Origin of the sequence: Vibrio sp. THAF64, assembly GCF_009363455.1 — a bacterium.
Taxonomy (GTDB): domain Bacteria; phylum Pseudomonadota; class Gammaproteobacteria; order Enterobacterales; family Vibrionaceae; genus Vibrio; species Vibrio coralliilyticus.
The window spans coordinates 1082154-1098724 of record NZ_CP045356.1 but is presented as its reverse complement, the minus strand read 5'-3'; the positions used below and the strand labels follow the sequence as shown (position 1 = coordinate 1098724).

The window sequence follows — 16571 nt, the reverse complement described above, 5'->3', positions numbered from 1 at the left end:
AATATTCCTTTATCTATAAAAAATATATGGAAATTATTTTGTCCGTCATTAATGAACTAACCCTTTAAAAAACAAGGTAATTAACCTTGCTTTGAACGTAAATATATGACTTTTAGTTCATAATTTGATTTTGTTAATTTGCTAAATATCTATTCCTTCCTACACTCAAAATTAAGCGAAAAGCTTCCATAACGGCTAGGAAATTATAAGAAAAGTGTAGGTAGAAACATGGAATGTTTACTTCCTGAGTCTCTAGACATTTCTACAGTGCTAGACACAACGACTCATTATCAAGAATGGTTTGCCAATCACGACTCTATTCAGTTAAACGCTAGTTCAGTGGCGAGAGTGGATGCGGCTGGCGTACAACTACTCTCTTCTCTTTTTATTTCCGCAAAGAAGAATCAACGAGAAATTCAGTTGCTTAAACCTAGTGATGTTCTACTTGAAGGCATCGATACGCTAGGTTTGCAAGACGTGTTTGAGCTAAAACTAAAGTCGGAGAGTAATCAAAATGACTAAGATTCTTGCAGTAGACGATTCTGTATCCATTCGCCAGATGGTGAGCCACACGTTACGTGATGCTGGCTATGAAGTCGAAACCGCAAATGATGGTCGAGATGCACTCAACAAAGTCGCGAGTAGCAAATTTGATGTGGTCATTTCGGATGTCAATATGCCCAATATGGGAGGGTTCGAGCTTGTTAAGGCGCTGAGAGATAAGCCTCAGTACAAGTTCGTTCCTATTCTAATGCTGACGACTGAAACCAGTACCGAAAAAAAACAACAAGGTAAATCAGCCGGAGCAACGGGATGGCTAGTTAAGCCATTTAACCCAGAAACGCTTCTAAAAACTCTAAAACGCGTTATCTAAATCAAATAATTCATTAACAACGTCATCTGGCAGGGAAAAAAGCTTATGGCTTTAGATATGGAACAATTGCGCAAGATGTTTTACGAAGAGTGTCGTGAAAATCTTGAGGTGTTGGAAGATGTGTTACTTAATCTGGATGTGACTTCTCTCGATGAAGAATCCATTAATACCATCTTTCGTGCTGCTCACTCGATTAAGGGAGGAGCAGCAACATTTAACTTGTTTGATATCAGTGAATTTACCCACTCTGTAGAAGCCTACCTAGATCTGGTCCGTAATAATGAAAAAGAGCTCACTGCAGAGACTGTCGATCTGCTACTTAAAAGTGGTGATTGTATCCAGAGCATGCTGGAAGGGCATGAACAAGGCAGTGAAGTAGACACAGCACTGCAAAAAGAGGTCAGTGCGCAGCTTCATGAGTTACTCGGTGAAGCGTCTGTGGATTCCGAGCCTCATAACGAAGAACTCTCTGAACAAACAACGAATAGTGATGATTCACAACCAGACACTTCTGGCGGTGAAGGTCACTGGCTGGTGACTTTTGAACCCCACCCTGAAATGTTTTTTAGTGGCAATGACCCGCTAAGAATACTCCGCGAGTTAAAAGAGCTTCATGCTTCCTGTCAGATTACGGTGAATACAGAGTCTTTGCCTGAAATTGAAGCGATCGAAGCTGAACTTTGCTACCTCAAATGGCAAGCAAGTCTTGATGTTGAAGTAAAAGAAGAGGAAATCCGAGAGATTTTCGAATGGGTCGAAGATGAATGTGAGCTAACGGTCGAGTTTATCTCCGCTATCCCTGCCACAAATACAGCAGCTCCTGAGGAAGTTGAGGAGCCTCAAACTTCCGCTACAAAAGACCCCTCTGCAACCAAAGAAGTGGCGGCACAAGATTCAATTAAAACCGAGCAGAAACCAACAAAAGTTGCGAAAACAGAGTCAAGTGTCAGCTCCATTAGAGTGGATATAGACAAAGTTGATAGCCTGATCAACTTGGTCGGGGAACTTGTTATTACTCAATCGATGCTTACTGAGATCGGCAATGATTTCACGATTGATAAGCTAGAGAAGCTCAAGGTTGGATTAGCGCAACTGTTGCAAAACAGTAAGGACCTGCAGGAAAACGTACTGAACATTCGCATGTTACCGATGAGCTTTGCTTTCAGCCGCTTCCCACGTCTGGTCCGTGATCTATCGACTCGTTTAGAGAAACAGGTTGACTTGCAAATTCAGGGCGAGCAGACAGAGCTTGATAAGACGGTACTAGAGCGCATTGTGGATCCTTTGGTTCACTTAGTCAGAAACGGTATCGACCACGGCATAGAGTTGCCTCAAACACGATTGGAAAGGGGTAAGAAAGAGCAAGGCGTGATCAAGCTGAACGCCTATCACCAAGGTGGTTCTATTGTCATTGAAATTAAAGATGATGGTGCTGGCTTAGATTGCGACAAGCTTTGGAATAAAGCCACTGAAAAAGGTGTTCTCGCGCCAGATGCGCGTCGCGAAGACATGAGCGAAAAGCAGATTATGAATTTGATTTTTGCACCAGGTTTCTCTACTGCAGAAGAAGTTTCTGATATTTCGGGCCGAGGTGTCGGCATGGATGTGGTGAGAAGAAACATCGAAGAGTTGGGTGGTCACATTGAAGTGGAATCGGAGTTGGGAGTCGGAAGCTGTTTTACGATCAGCTTGCCACTGACGCTCGCTATTCTTGATGGCCAGCTGGTAAAAGTCGCCGGCGAGGTGTACGTAATCCCACTGTTGACGATAGTAGAATCGATTCAGATTGACCCCGAATGTATCAAGCTTGCCTCTGGGGGAATTGAATTGTATCGCCTGCGTGAAGAGAACATTCCGATCCTTCGTCTGCAAGAAGAACTGGAGATGGGACAGAGTGGTTCTCTGGATGCTCGTATTCTCTGCTTCGTTGAAGCAGCTGGTAACCGTGTAGGCCTTCTATTAGATGAATTGCTCGATCAGCAACAGGTCGTGATTAAGAGCCTAGAATCTAACTACAGCAAAGTTGCTGGCATTTCAGGGGCCACTATTCTCGGAGATGGCTCTGTATCGTTAATTCTCGACATACAGGGCTTGATCACCAACTTCCTCAAACGAGCATCTGACTCAACGCACAACGGCTTAGCAGCATAAGGGGGCGTGATGGAAACAGCAACAGAGGTTAACTCTCGTCAGGCGATTGAAGCTCAGGCGCAAGCCGTTCTAGAACAAGTGAGCGAAGAAGGGGTTTCTGAAAGTGCAGACTTCTTAAGCTTTAAGTTGGCGAGCGAATTGTATGGCGTAGAGATAAAAGATGTTGAAGAAATTCGTGTCTGGGAGCGCCCAACACCAATACCGCGAGCACCACGATATGTGAAAGGGGTTATCAATCTGCGAGGAATGATTGTGCCTGTGGTGGATTTACGTAGCCGGTTTGAAATCGGTGAATGCGAATACCTGCCAAGCACAGTTGTGATTGTCTTGCGCTTTCAGGCAGAAGAAAGTGAACGCCTAATGGGCTTGGTGGTTGATGCTGTGAGCGATGTCGTTAGCCAAGGGCAAAATGAGCTTTATCCAGGAGTGGGCGAGTCTGCTGTTTCTCCTTATCTTCAAGGGCTGATAAATGTAGGCGAGCAAGTCATGTCATTGCTCGATACTGAAGAGCTTCTCAACATAGAGCGAATTTTGAGGAAAGAGCCATGATCATACCGCAAGAGTTTTTGAGCTTTGTGTTAGGGGATGACGAGTATGGCGTGCCCATTCTTGATGTCCGTGAAGTTCGTGGCTGGAGCTCGGTACGTGAAGTGCCCAACTCTCCAGATTATATGCTGGGTGTACTAGAGATTCGTGGAGAGTATGTCCCGATAGTTGACCTACGTTCTCGATTCGGATTACCCCCAGCGCAGATCAGTGCAACCACGGTGGTGATTGTTCTCAATGATGCAGAGATGCATCCGTTAGGTATCATCGTTGACGGTGTCTCCGAGGTCTATCCGCTAACAGATGAACAAATAAAACCTGCACCGCACGTATCCCACTCAGTTGACCACAGCTATATAAGAGGTATTGCGTCAGTCGAAAATGGTCATCTGATATTAATAAAACTTGAGGCTCTGTTTGATGTATCAGAGCTTGTTGTACCTGACCAGAACGAAGAGAGTTGGGCTTAAAACACGTCAAACGAAGCAACCAGTGAGAGGTGACTCATGGCATTTTGGAATCGGAAACCACAGCCTGCTACTGCGGAGCAATTTGCTTCGTCTGCGCAGGATAGTTTAATGGATGAATACGAGCCGGAAAGTAATAAAGGGTTGTCTAAAGAGCAACTCTTCTCAGCGTTGAACGCAGCGCAGACAGCGCTGATGATGATCGATCGGGACTTTAAAATCACCTATGTGAACCAGAAGTCGATGGATCTGCTGAAAACACATGAGGCGCTGTTTCAGTCTTTCTGGCCTAACTTCCGTGCCGATGAAGATTTTCTGATGGGCTATTGTATTGATGGTTTTCACTCAAACCCAGCACATCAGCGCCAAATGCTGTCCAACCCTTCAAATCTGCCTTACACCACTACTATTGAAGTCAAAGATGTAAAAATTGAGCTGAATGTCGGCGCGATCATTGACGGTCAAGGTAACTATGTTGGTAACACACTGGAATGGTCTGATGTTACTGCTGCGGTAGCCCAGCAAAACGATATTGCCAGACTGCAAGCTGCGGTTGATCAAGCCCAGACGGCAATGGTGATGATAGACCGTGATTTTAATATTACGTATGCCAACCAAGAAACTCTCAAGTTGTTTGGTAAACATGAGGCAACATTACGAACTGTCTGGTCAGGCTTTACGGCTTCAGAAGACTGGTTGATGGGGCGCTGCATCGACGAATTCCATAAGAATCCAGCACACCAAAGACAATTGTTGTCTGACCCATCGAATTTGCCATACAAGACCGACATTCAGATTGCAGACTTAACCATCGAACTTAACGTCGCTTCAATAACTGACTCACAGGGAAATTACATCGGTAATACTCTGGAGTGGTCAGACGTAACAGCGATGCGTGCTCAACAAGATGACGTGGCCAGGCTGCAAGCAGCCGTTGATCAAGCCCAAACTGCGATGGTGATGATAGACCGAGACTTCCTTATTACTTATGCCAACAAAGAAACCATCGAATTGTTTGGTAAGCATGAAGCGAAGCTACGAACAGTTTGGTCAGGCTTTACAGCATCTGAAGAGTGGTTGATGGGACGTTGTATTGATGAGTTCCATAAGAACCCTGCCCATCAGAGACAGCTTCTCTCGACGCCGAATAATCTCCCTTACAAAACCGATATTGATATTGCGGATATCAAAATAGAGCTTAATGTTGCTGCGATTACTGATGCGCAAGGTAACTATATTGGTAATACACTTGAATGGCGTGATGTTACTGAAGAACGTGCAAAAGAGCAGGAAGTTGGTCGTTTAGCATCGGCGGTGAAAGGGATGACCACTAATATGATGATGGCTGATAAAGACGGTATTATTCAGTACCTCAACCCGGCATTATCGACATTACTTAAATCCAGAGAAAGTGATTTACAAAAAGCACTGCCTGGATTTGATGCCAGCAACTTGGTTGGTAAAAATATCGATGTCTTCCATAAAAACCCCAGCCACCAGAGGAACATTATTAGTAACCCGGACAGGCTTCCATTCAGTTCTAACATCGCCGTCGGAGGACTGGAATTTAATTTGACCTGTATTGCTATGCACGATGCTCAAGGCAACTATATCGGCCCTGCATTACAGTGGGAAGATATCACTGAGCAGCAAGATGGTCAGCGTCAGGTTGAAGCGTTGATTCAGCGTGCAATTTCTGGAGAGCTTAACGAGCGGATTGATACCTCTGTATACAGCGGCTTCATGAAAGAGCTCGGGGATGGCATTAATAACTTGCTCGACACCATGGTCGAACCTATTGGTCAGTGTATTGATGTCATGAGTCGTGTTGCTGACGGCGATTTAAATACCAATATGTCTGAGGATAACAAGGGCGAGTTTGGTCGACTGTCTGATGCGGTTAACACCTCGATACTTAACCTGCGCAACATGGTCGATAAGATCACCCAAGCTTCGGCACGAGTCGCTACCGCTTCTACGGAAATAGCGGAAGGCAACAATGATTTGAGCCAACGTGTTGAAGCACAAGCTTCTAATCTAGAAGAAACTGCCGCAAGCATGGAGCAGATGACAGCTACTGTTCGCCAAAATGCTGATAACGCGAAAGGAGCGAATTCTCTTGCGGAAGACGCGACTAAGAAAGCGAGTAAAGGTGGCGAAGTGGTCGGTCAAGCAGTCTCAGCAATGTCCGAAATCAACACTGCGAGCAAGAAAATTGCTGACATCATTGGTGTTATCGATGAAATCGCCTTCCAGACTAACTTATTGGCACTGAATGCTGCGGTGGAAGCTGCCCGAGCTGGCGAGCAAGGACGTGGTTTCGCAGTGGTTGCAGGTGAAGTTCGAAACTTAGCGCAGCGCAGTGCGGCGGCGGCAAAAGAAATTAAAGGGTTAATCAAAGATAGCGTAGAGAAAGTGGATGAAGGCTCCAGATTGGTGGATGAGTCCGGTGATACCTTGAATGAAATCGTTGAGGCAGTCGAGAAGGTGACAGAGTTAATCGCACAGATTGCTTCGTCGAGCTTAGAGCAATCGACAGGTATTGATGAGATCAACCGCGCTATCACAACGATGGATGAAATGACTCAGCAGAATGCGTCCTTAGTTGAAGAAACCTCGGCAGCTAGTCAGTCGCTGAAAGATGAAGGTAAGCAACTTATTCATCTGATGAACTTCTTTGCTTCTGACGACAATGTTGCCACCTTTGATTCACCAAAGACGAAAGACTCTGGGCATCAAAGCAGCAATGTAAGGGAAATCAGGACACCACGCGTTGCTAATGCAGGATTCAAAGCGGGTGAGGAAGGGGACGAATGGGAAGAGTTCTAACTCGTGAAGGAGGAGGGGCATCTGCAACTGAGTTTGAGCTAACGGATAAAGATTTTAAGTTTATCCAGTGGTTCATGCACAAGCATGCGGGCATTTACTTCTCTGATCGAAAGCGAACCATGGTCTATGGACGCATTAGCCGCCAGCTTAGGCGGCTAGGACTCACTCGTTTCTCTGAGTACAAATCTGTTATTGAACAAGACAATAGTGAACGAGTGAGGTTTATCAATAGCCTTACGACGAACAAAACCCAGTTTTTCCGTGAATACCATCATTTTGAGTTTTTAGAAAATGTGATGTTGGATGAGTGGCAGAAACAAGGGGTTGAAAATATCAAAATCTGGTCTGCAGGATGCTCGACAGGTGAAGAACCATACAGTTTCGTTTCTTCCCTTTACTGCTCCAATGCCTTTAACCAGTTCAAACAGGTATCCATCACGGCAACAGATCTTGATACAAAAGTGCTCTCTCATGCGAAGCAGGGGATCTACAGTGATGAGGCGATTTCATCTATCCCTAAACAATATCTAAAGCCCTGTTTCTTTAAAGGAAGAGATGGTCAGCAGGGAAACATAAAAATAGCCAAGGGGCTGCAAAAACACATCCAGTTTCATCAGCTAAACTTGCTAGATAAGTGGGACTTTAGACAGCCTTTTGATTTGATTTCGTGTCGTAACGTGATGATCTACTTTGATAGGCCGACCCAAGAAAAACTTATCAGAAGGTTTCATCAGCAACTTAAACCTAATGGGATTTTATTTATCGGGCATTCCGAAAGCGTCGGAGCCTGTAGCGATATTTTTCGTCACTTAGGCAAAACCATCTATGTGAAACAATAGGGGCAGTTATGATTGGGTTAAAGACCGGAAAGCCAAAGTACGAAAATAGCCACTTTAATCGTTTTTATCACCCTCAAAAAGAGAAGCACATGATCAAAGTGTTTCCTGGAGGGCTTTACTGTACCCATGAGGATGAGTTGATTGCAACGGGGTTAGGGTCATGTATCGCGGCTTGTGTTTGGGATGATTATGCAGCGATAGGTGGTATGAATCACTTTTTGTTGCCATTCCATAACCATTCGGAAATTAACTCGTGGCGTCCAGATGAAGTCGTATCTACGGCATCGCGTTACGGTAGCCATGCAATGGAAATGCTGATTAATACCCTAATTTCTCAGGGTGCAAGACGTTCGTCACTCAAAGTTAAACTGTTCGGTGGGGCACAGATGTTGGGTCGACACTCTATGATTGGGGAAAAAAACATCGCGTTTATCCTTAACTATGTTGAGCAGGAAAACTTGCCAGTCGTCGCTCAAGATTTAGGGGGCGTTGACCCACGCAAAATTATATTTAACCCGCTAACAGGGCAAGCTTGGTTGAAACGCATTCCTTACACTGAAATTCATCACTTGCAACAAGAAGAAGATAAGTACGCCAGTCAGTTGGATAAAGAAAGTCATCGTCCTCATGATGACGATGTGGAGCTGTTCTGATGAAGAAAATTAAAGTACTCGTGGTTGATGATTCTCCGGTTTTCAGAGCCTTACTTGCTCAATTGATCAATTCCGATCCCGAGCTTGAAGTTGTAGCGATGGCAGAGGATCCGTATCAGGCTAGAGATCTGATCAAGATTCACAATCCTGATGTACTGACGTTAGACATTGAAATGCCAAAAATGAATGGGGTGCAATTTCTGAAAAACCTCATGCGTTTGCGTCCAATGCCTGTCGTGATGATATCGACCCTTACTCAGCATGGGGCTGAGCCAACCCTGACGGCATTGGAACTTGGGGCTGTGGACTATTTCCCTAAGCCAGCGGTGGATAACACGGGAGATATGGTCAATTACAAAGATCATATTAATGACAAGATAAAAATGGCTGCGGGCGCTAACGTTTTTCAGGATAGAACTAAACATGCGCCTTCACAGACAATTGCTCCTAATAACTTAAGAACCAAAGTTGAAGTGATTGCGATAGGTGCCTCGACAGGTGGAACAGAAGCAGTCAGGCAAGTGTTGTCTGCTCTGCCTTCAGGGTTGCCACCGATTGTCATAACGCAGCACATTAGCGCTATGTTCAGTGCGTCTTTTGCCCAGCGTCTCAATGACAACAGCGATATTCAGGTTAAGGAGTTGTCGGCGAGCAAAGCCCCATTAGTCAATGGATGCGCGTATGTTGCTCCGGGAGATAAACATTTAGTCGTCATTAAGCGTGGCCAACATTTGTATTGCCAACTGGATGATCGTCCAACAGTGAACCGACACAAACCATCGGTCGATGTGATGTTTGATACTGTTGCAGAAACGGTCGGAAAGAATGCCATCGGCGTCATCTTGACTGGTATGGGGCAAGATGGAGCGCGAGGAATGCTTAAGATGAGAGAAGAAGGGGCAATGACGATCGCTCAGGACAAAGCTTCTTCCGTTGTTTGGGGAATGCCGCGAGTTGCGGTTGAAATGAACGCTGCGCAACAAGTGCTGAGTCTTAAACAGATACCTCAGCAGATATGTGATTGTCTAAAGAAATAAGCGCCTGTGCGGGCACAACGTCAGGGATGTACTATGAATAAAATAACAATGACCCCAAAAATCCGCTACGCCCTTGCTATAGGGACGCAGATTGTATTGCTTGCTATCGGGATGACGTTGTCATCGTCGATTGCGCATGTCGCTGTTATGGTGCTTGCGGCGGCTATACCATGGTTTGTTTTCCCTAGAGAGGCTTCTACGCCAAATAAGTCTGAGTTAACTCAGTTCCGTGAAAAGTCATCTCAGGACGAAAAACAGATCAGCCTACATGTCAGTGAAATATTGAAAAAAATATCCCTACAATTAAATGAACCTTTAGATCATCAACATGGTGTTGTTGATGAATCTGCAGAGACGCTAAATGAAAGCTTCTTTGAGTTGCAGAAGTTAGCAGAGGGACAAAATGCAATTGCTGAAGAGCTAGTGAGTAACATTATGGGTAATAAAGATAATGCCTACGATATTACCCAGGTCTTGCCCAAAACAGAGACCATCATTCGCCAGTTCGTTGACACACTCATTAATATCTCTGAGAAGAGCATTTCCGCAGTACATAGTATTCATGACATGTCCGATAAGTTGGATGCGGTGTTTAAATTGTTAGCGCAAGTTCGTGGCCTATCCGAACAAACCAACCTGCTCGCTTTGAATGCTGCGATTGAAGCAGCACGTGCTGGGGAGGCTGGGAGAGGTTTTGCTGTTGTGGCGCAAGAAGTAAGAAACCTTTCTGTAAAAGCAGAAGAGCTTAACTGCGAAATAGAGAAGGAAATTAATGTCGCTCAGGATACGGTCAAAGAAGCGAATAAAACAGTTGGGGAGATGGCATCAATCGATATGACGGAAGCGATAGAGTCTAAGGAAAAAGTGGATGATATGCTTCAGGGTGTCAAAGCGGCTAATGCTGTCGTTGAACAGGAAGTTCAGAAAATCAAATCCATTGGGGTCACGCTGCACACACGTGTTGGTGACGGTATTCGGGCGTTACAGTTTACAGACATCATTGTCCAACAGGGTGATTACGCCAAGATCAGTGTTGATTTCCTCGATCAGGTAACTGAAATACTGGTAGCTCATGCCAATGGCAGCTTAGACCCTGACGAGATGAAACAGGCTGTGGCAGATCTGAAATCAAATATAGAACATCGCGGGGCTCCTGCTGCTTCTCAGGAAAGTATTGAAGAAGGAGAGGTAGAGCTATTTTAATGGGTCATGCGTATACATATTGTCGTGAAGGCGGTGCAGTCTTCGTTGTTGAAAAGGAAATATTATGTCGGTAGAAGCTGAAGTTGATTCAAATTCCAAGCAAGTAACGATCTTAATTGAAGGGGCTTTTGGATTTAATCTAGTCCAAGAGTTCCGTCGTTGTTATTCAGATAAGAAGGATTTTCGTTTTACCATCGATTTACGGAAAGTCGATTATATAGATAGTGCAGGGCTAGGTATGCTGCTTAATATGCACAACTATCTTGAGCAGGATGACGGGATGATCCGGATTACCAATACCTTGCCACAGGTGCGAAAGATACTGACCATTTCTCGTTTTGATAAGAAGTTTTCTATCGAATAGCGGTTAAGGAGGGTCGTATGCATGTCATGATAATTGACGACCACGCTACGAATCGAGAATTGTGTCGATTCATGCTCAGCGAAATGGCGCAAGAAGTCACGACGTTCGAGAATGGTGAAGGGGTCGTGGAGGCAATGCTCAAGATGCCGTCTCTGCCAGATGTCATCTTGTTGGATGTAATGATGCCAGTGAAGGATGGCTTTACGACAGCACAGGAAATTCGTGATGCGTTCCCTAATCTTCATATGCCGATCATCTTTCTCACTGTACTGGATGATCACGATTCGTTCGAGCGATGCCTGACGTTAGGTGAAGACTTTATTCCTAAGCCCGTTGAGAGAAGTGTGCTAGTGGCGAAAGTTCAAGCTCACTATCGAGTTGTAAAGATGCACAATGAGGTGAAGGAACATCGTGATGAGCTAAGTAAGTTTCACGAGCAAGTTCGCTACGACTATGCGATCGCGGAGTCGATTTTCTCCAATTTAATGGATGAAATGAGTTCTCAAGTGAAAAGCATTTATGGCATCAACTACATTTCTACCCCATCAACTGTTTTCAACGGAGACTTGATCGTTGTGGCAAACCGGCCGCATGGGGGAGTATACGTGATGATCGCGGATGCTACGGGCCACGGCCTTCCGGCTGCTATTTCGGCTATTCCTGCAACCCGAGCGTTCTTCTCTATGGCTTCTAAAGGTCTTTCTTTGGGAGAGATTGTTCGCGAGCTCAATGACGTATTGGTACGTTTCTTACCCATGGGGATGATGTTGGCGGCAAGCGTGTTTGAAATTCGTGCTAACGGGTTTGAAGTTTCTTGGTGGGGCGGTGGACTACCTGATGGTTATCTATTGGATAAAGATGGCTCGATCAGCCGAAAACTGGTTTCCACGCACATGCCGCTTGGTGTTTTGAAATCTCATGAGTTTGAATCGGATCTAGTGCACTTCAAAATGGAGCCAGACCAAAAAATCCTCTGCTACACCGATGGTGTGATAGAAGCTGAAAATGGGCTTGGAGAGCAATTCGGTCAAGAGCGTTTGGAAGAGGCATTAACGTCTGGGAGAGCGATGATCCCAACGCTGTTTGAGTCGGTGAGAAAGTTTGCCAATCGTAATGTGGGTGATGACTTGTCTATTTTGGCTATGGAGTTTCCGATTTCAAACAGCAACGATAAAGTGGTGCAGCAAAGCAGCTTTTATCTTAGCAAAACTCCGGCACAGTCAAAGATGCGTTTCCCAGCATCTGTGCTTAAGTCAGTGACGGTGATGAGTGAAGTCAGACAGTTTCTGACAGGTGTGATGACAGGGCCACATTTAGATTTGGTCTGTTCAGTGTTGTCTGAGCTGTTTGCTAACGCGATTGAGCATGGGTTATTGCATTTAGACTCGAAGATCAAGGAAGAGCCCGATGGCTTCTTCACCTTCTATCAGCTGCGCGAAGAGAAGCTTAAAGAACTGTCTGAAGAGCTTTGGGTTACGTTATTTATCGATTATAAGCCAGAACAAAAACAGCTGGTCTTAGAGCTGGAACATAATGGTGTTGGATTCGATTACAACAAGTTAAAGCAAAGTATTGATAAATCTTTGACGCATGGACGAGGGATCGTATTAGCTTCAGAACTATGTGATTCACTGGACTATTCGAAACAAGGAAAATGTGTGACGGCGGTATACAGCCTAGATGCTAAACACCATTTCCCGAGCTCAGCTTAATCATATTTACAGTGTAAAAGCCCTTGAGAAGTGACCTAAGCCTTACTTTGTCACAAATTTAATACTGTATTTCACGAGGATTATATAAACTAAAGTTATAGGGACTGGATGAAGTAGGCTGTAAATGTGGGACAAGTTAGTCAGCTTATCTGATGATAATCAACAGGTTATTGCTAAATTGCGACCAGATATGAATATCGATGGTCGCTTTGACAGCAAAGGTGTTGAAGAAGCGATTGCGGGCATCGGTGCGACCGATTTTTGCGTATTGAATGATGAAATTACTCGATTCATTAACTGTGCAAAAGAAGGCAAAAGCGAAGCTTTGGTTGGCATTGCTATCGCGGAAATCAGAGATGCTGTGGTTGAAGTCGTTTTATCGGATCACGATATGTTAGCCAGTATGGTAGTCACTGGTGCTTATCGCGGTTCGCCGCTTAAAGGGCCTCAGATTGTACACGCATTAGCCCAAGCTCACGTCACTAAAGGAATCAACAAATTAGCACTGAAAAAAGTGTTAATGATGAGCCATCAACTCAAACCGGGTGAGACCTTTACCCAACCTGTCGCCAAAGGCAAAAACCCTGTTCAGGGACAAGATGCAAAGTTTATCCCACTGGTCAAAGACATCACTAAGCAAGTTCTGGCTCCTTCACAAGACGCAGATGGCAAAGTCGATATGTTGGATCTCGGTGAAACGGTCACCGTAGAAGCGAAAGCTCGGTTGATGAAGCGCATCCCCGCGACTAAAGGGACACCTGGTATCACAGTGCAGGGGAAGCCTATTCCACCCAAGCCTGGCAATGATGCGATGCTGAAAGAATCGAAGGGTTCAGAAATCTCATCTGAGGATCCCAATCTCCTTGTCGCTGCAGTTTCCGGTATGCCTATGATCAAAGAGCGTACAGTCGAAGTGGAAGACGCGCTTTGCTTGCCTGCAATTGGTGTCGCTACCGGGCATGTAAAATTCAAAGGCAATGTAATCGTCACTGGAAACATTGAGTCCGATATGATGGTTCGTGCAACTGGAAACTTAACCGTTGGTGGTTTTATCGAATCGGCAGATGTACAGGCACAAGGCGACATAGATGTGGCTAAAGGTATCATCGGTCATAACGTTTCTGAAGACCAAGCGAAAAGTTGTCATGTAAAAGCGGGTGGCTCTATTACAGCAAATTACGCGCAATTCTCAGAACTTCAGGCTGCTGAAAATATCAATCTTTCAGTCCACTGTATGAACAACGAAATTCGCTGTGGTAAAGATTTAACCGTCTCTGATGCCGCCGAGAAGCAGGGAACTTTAAGTGGTGGCCACGCAAAAGTAGGTGGGAAGGTGACGTGCGTTAACCTAGGTGTTGAAGGTGATACTGCAACTTACATCAATGCGTTTGCGCGTTATCAGAACTTCAAAGAGCGCCAGCAAAAATACAAAGAGCAATATAAGCTTGCCCAAGAAGCGACTATGGATGTGGTTCGTCGGGAGCTGGAATTTAAGAAAACACCGAAAGCAGAACGCAGCGAAGAAGAAGCAGAAAACATTGAGAAACTTAAACTTGAATCCAATGCACGTCTAGAAAAAGTGAAAATGGCGCGAGACAAACATGAGTTAGAGTTTGAACAAGCGCTTGAAGACAACATCGTAGATGTGAAAAACAAAGTTTATACCCATGTTACGGTTCAATACGGTGAAGAAAAAGTTATCACCAAGCGAGTGCATGGTACGAGTACGTTTTCCTTTAACCAGTACGAAATTAAATGTGCTGCCGCTATGGATGAAGAGGCGCTTGAACAGGAGTAACTCAGGCGGATTTGATAGAAAAACAGCCAGCATTATGCTGGCTGTTTTTATTTTCTGAGTGCAGCGAATAAGTTCTGGTTACGATGCTTGGTAGCGTAGGTTACTAGAGCGATGACTGCACAAGACATTAAGACCTTTCCAAGATCTTGTATTTGCCCAGCGATAGCCAGACCAATACCTATCTGTAGGTAGTAGATAAGCCCGAGAATCGCGCCGCCGCTGCCTGCATGTTGCTTGTAATCTTTTAGTGCTGCGCTGATTACATTGGGAATCGCGATACCAAATGCCATTACGACCAACATCATTGCGAGAACAAAGTAGATACTGTTCAGAGTCAGATAGATACTTATGCTCCCTAAGCATAGCAATGAAAGGGCTAGGCCAATCAGAGTTGATGGCTGCGTATGCTTGTTTAGCAGGTATTTATTACAGTAGCTGCCAATCATTGTACCAATCCCTAAAGCGATGCCGCTGTAGCCAAATTGGGCAGAGCTATAGCCAAGCTTAGCAAAGGCGAATGCGCCCAGTTGGTAATAGGAAAACAGCGCGATATTGAAGACTGCAATCAAGATGGTGGAGTACCATATATGGCCATCTTTGAGCATCCTCCAGCCTAGCTGGTGGAGATTAAGTGGCGTCTTCGATTGCTGTGTTTCTGGTAACCTGAAGAGGTTGTAGAACAGTAGTAGGATCGCCATGCTAAACAGAGCAGAAAATACGTAGGTGTGTCCACCAGCTTGAGCAAGCTGTCCACCTATGGCCATTCCTATTACGGGACTGATCGCGATTCCCATACCCATCAGCCCAAACACTTTAGCCAGAGCTTCTCCGTCAAATACATCTCTCAATATCGTTTGAGTGACCACCGAGCCAACGGCAATGCCAAATGCGCTGGCAATTCGCGCAGCAATCAGATACTCAAACTGGTCGGTAAGCATTGCGACTAAAGCGGATAAGCCGTAAACCGCAATACCTGCTAGCATTGCTGGCCGTCGGCCCCATTTATCCGCAGCTACCCCCCAAAACACAACGCCTAGTGCAAATGCGATGAAATAGACAGATAACGTTTGCGAAGCTTGCGAATCCGTGACTGAAAAGGCCTCGGCGATCGAGTGGAGTGCTGGGCTGTAAATCGTTTCCACGATCTGCGGAAACATGAGCATTACGAACATCAGCCTGAGTGAAGGCTTGTGCTTCATGATACGTCCTCAATAAATTTAACTTGAGACGCAGTATAAGGAGCACTACTATTTTTCTATTAACGATAATAATACAAAAAACATCAAAATAAGGACAATGGTGTGCTGATCGATGAACATTCTGTGATAGATCCCGACAGTGTTAATTCTAAAGTGGTGGGCATTGCGGCTGATCTTGGCAGACACGACTCCGGCTTACACAAACACCAAAAAGGACAGTTGCTATATGCGCCAAAAGGCTGCATGAATTTCGCGTTGTCGGACTCTATTTGTATCCTTCCTCCCACGAAGGCAGTTTGGATTCCACCAAACACAATACATCGTGCTTTTATGACCAATGTTGTGGCATACCGCTCGTTGTATTTTGATTGTGACGCTTTCTCTTGCCCTGAAGCGATTACCATTATTGAAGTCAGTGAGTTACTGAAAGCACTGATTAACAAGATGGCTTTCTGGCCTATAGACAAACCTGAATCGGGAATGACCAACTACACCGCTCTGTTTTGGGAAGAGTTTAGTCAAAGCAAAACATACTCTTACGAGTTGCCACTGCCCACAGACCGGAGATTGAATGGGTTCCGTCGTCAAGTCTCGGATGAAGCCTTTCTCGCACCAGATTTGGTGACGTTAGCTAACTCTGCGGGAGCCAGTCCTAAAACCATTACTCGGATCTTCAAGGCCGAAACGGGTATGTCTTATCAGGAGTGGAAGCAGCAATGGCGAACCCTAAAAGCCATCGAGCTTCTGTGCCGTGAACGTCAGGTTAGTGATGTCGCGCACTTGCTAGAATTTTCTTCCGACAGCGCCTTTATCGCGTTTTTTAAGAAACAAATTGGGCAAACACCGCTGAACTTCATGAAATGTAACGCGTTTCCATAATGTTCAAAATATGTCTGAAA

At 45.0% G+C, this 16571-nt stretch carries 15 protein-coding genes; 14 read left to right on the top strand and 1 reads right to left on the bottom strand.

Going from position 1 to position 16571, the window contains the following annotated elements:
- Positions 1–228 precede the first annotated feature (228 nt).
- The 13 genes from FIU99_RS21490 (at position 229) to FIU99_RS21430 (ending at position 14473) form a co-directional block, all read left to right on the top strand.
- Positions 229–522, top strand: coding sequence for a lipid asymmetry maintenance protein MlaB (locus FIU99_RS21490; RefSeq protein WP_006959908.1), 294 nt, complete (start codon positions 229–231; stop codon positions 520–522).
- A complete protein-coding gene (locus tag FIU99_RS21485) occupies positions 515–874 on the top strand; it encodes a response regulator (protein ID WP_006959910.1) in 360 nt (119 codons plus the stop codon). The genes FIU99_RS21490 and FIU99_RS21485 overlap by 8 nt, the downstream gene beginning before the upstream one ends.
- A gap of 45 nt (positions 875–919) precedes the next feature.
- Complete coding sequence (locus FIU99_RS21480; RefSeq protein WP_006959911.1) at positions 920–3025, top strand: chemotaxis protein CheA; 2106 nt, start codon at positions 920–922, stop codon at positions 3023–3025.
- 9 nt (positions 3026–3034) lie between these two features.
- The gene (locus FIU99_RS21475) at positions 3035–3574 is read left to right on the top strand and encodes a chemotaxis protein CheW (protein ID WP_019277402.1); all 540 of its coding nucleotides are present in this window, start codon (positions 3035–3037) and stop codon (positions 3572–3574) included.
- A complete protein-coding gene (locus FIU99_RS21470) occupies positions 3571–4041 on the top strand; it encodes a chemotaxis protein CheW (RefSeq protein ID WP_019277401.1) in 471 nt (156 codons plus the stop codon). The genes FIU99_RS21475 and FIU99_RS21470 overlap by 4 nt, the downstream gene beginning before the upstream one ends.
- Positions 4042–4149: 108 nt before the next feature.
- Positions 4150–6867, top strand: a complete 2718-nt coding sequence (gene aer2, locus FIU99_RS21465) for an aerotaxis transducer Aer2 (protein ID WP_006959913.1) — start codon at positions 4150–4152, stop codon at positions 6865–6867.
- On the top strand, positions 6852–7706 hold the full coding sequence (locus tag FIU99_RS21460) for a protein-glutamate O-methyltransferase CheR (protein ID WP_006959915.1): 855 nt from the start codon (positions 6852–6854) through the stop codon (positions 7704–7706). The genes aer2 and FIU99_RS21460 overlap by 16 nt, the downstream gene beginning before the upstream one ends.
- An 8-nt stretch (positions 7707–7714) precedes the next feature.
- On the top strand, positions 7715–8359 hold the full coding sequence (locus FIU99_RS21455) for a chemotaxis protein CheD (protein WP_006959917.1): 645 nt from the start codon (positions 7715–7717) through the stop codon (positions 8357–8359).
- Positions 8359–9396 carry a chemotaxis response regulator protein-glutamate methylesterase gene (locus FIU99_RS21450; RefSeq protein ID WP_006959919.1) on the top strand — a complete coding sequence of 346 codons (1038 nt, stop codon included), beginning with the start codon at positions 8359–8361 and terminating at the stop codon, positions 9394–9396. Before FIU99_RS21455 ends, FIU99_RS21450 begins: the two co-directional genes overlap by 1 nt.
- A gap of 33 nt (positions 9397–9429) precedes the next feature.
- Positions 9430–10599: a methyl-accepting chemotaxis protein gene (locus FIU99_RS21445; RefSeq protein WP_006959921.1), complete on the top strand. Its 1170-nt coding sequence runs from the start codon at positions 9430–9432 to the stop codon at positions 10597–10599.
- 64 nt (positions 10600–10663) lie between these two features.
- On the top strand, positions 10664–10963 hold the full coding sequence (locus tag FIU99_RS21440; RefSeq protein WP_006959923.1) for an STAS domain-containing protein: 300 nt from the start codon (positions 10664–10666) through the stop codon (positions 10961–10963).
- A gap of 17 nt (positions 10964–10980) precedes the next feature.
- A complete protein-coding gene (locus FIU99_RS21435) occupies positions 10981–12675 on the top strand; it encodes a SpoIIE family protein phosphatase (protein ID WP_021457794.1) in 1695 nt (564 codons plus the stop codon).
- A gap of 124 nt (positions 12676–12799) precedes the next feature.
- The gene (locus FIU99_RS21430; RefSeq protein WP_006959928.1) at positions 12800–14473 is read left to right on the top strand and encodes a DUF342 domain-containing protein; all 1674 of its coding nucleotides are present in this window, start codon (positions 12800–12802) and stop codon (positions 14471–14473) included.
- Positions 14474–14520: 47 nt separating this feature from the next.
- On the opposite strand, the gene FIU99_RS21425 is transcribed toward FIU99_RS21430, so the two are convergent.
- On the bottom strand, positions 14521–15672 hold the full coding sequence (locus tag FIU99_RS21425) for a multidrug effflux MFS transporter (protein ID WP_006959930.1): 1152 nt from the start codon (positions 15670–15672) through the stop codon (positions 14521–14523).
- Positions 15673–15774: 102 nt separating this feature from the next.
- Here FIU99_RS21425 and FIU99_RS21420 point away from each other — a divergent pair, with 102 nt between their 5' ends.
- Positions 15775–16551, top strand: coding sequence for a helix-turn-helix domain-containing protein (locus FIU99_RS21420; RefSeq protein WP_006959932.1), 777 nt, complete (start codon positions 15775–15777; stop codon positions 16549–16551).
- Positions 16552–16571: the final 20 nt, after the last annotated feature.

Coding starts and splice junctions, on each gene's coding strand:
- FIU99_RS21430 (WP_006959928.1), top strand. CDS start 12,800: ATGTGGGACAAGTTAGTCAGCTTATCTGATGATAATCAACAGGTTATT.
- FIU99_RS21450 (WP_006959919.1), top strand. CDS start 8,359: ATGAAGAAAATTAAAGTACTCGTGGTTGATGATTCTCCGGTTTTCAGA.
- FIU99_RS21475 (WP_019277402.1), top strand. CDS start 3,035: ATGGAAACAGCAACAGAGGTTAACTCTCGTCAGGCGATTGAAGCTCAG.
- FIU99_RS21445 (WP_006959921.1), top strand. CDS start 9,430: ATGAATAAAATAACAATGACCCCAAAAATCCGCTACGCCCTTGCTATA.
- FIU99_RS21460 (WP_006959915.1), top strand. CDS start 6,852: ATGGGAAGAGTTCTAACTCGTGAAGGAGGAGGGGCATCTGCAACTGAG.
- FIU99_RS21455 (WP_006959917.1), top strand. CDS start 7,715: ATGATTGGGTTAAAGACCGGAAAGCCAAAGTACGAAAATAGCCACTTT.
- aer2 (WP_006959913.1), top strand. CDS start 4,150: ATGGATGAATACGAGCCGGAAAGTAATAAAGGGTTGTCTAAAGAGCAA.
- FIU99_RS21485 (WP_006959910.1), top strand. CDS start 515: ATGACTAAGATTCTTGCAGTAGACGATTCTGTATCCATTCGCCAGATG.
- FIU99_RS21480 (WP_006959911.1), top strand. CDS start 920: ATGGCTTTAGATATGGAACAATTGCGCAAGATGTTTTACGAAGAGTGT.
- FIU99_RS21435 (WP_021457794.1), top strand. CDS start 10,981: ATGCATGTCATGATAATTGACGACCACGCTACGAATCGAGAATTGTGT.
- FIU99_RS21425 (WP_006959930.1), bottom strand. CDS start 15,672: ATGAAGCACAAGCCTTCACTCAGGCTGATGTTCGTAATGCTCATGTTT.
- FIU99_RS21490 (WP_006959908.1), top strand. CDS start 229: ATGGAATGTTTACTTCCTGAGTCTCTAGACATTTCTACAGTGCTAGAC.
- FIU99_RS21440 (WP_006959923.1), top strand. CDS start 10,664: ATGTCGGTAGAAGCTGAAGTTGATTCAAATTCCAAGCAAGTAACGATC.
- FIU99_RS21470 (WP_019277401.1), top strand. CDS start 3,571: ATGATCATACCGCAAGAGTTTTTGAGCTTTGTGTTAGGGGATGACGAG.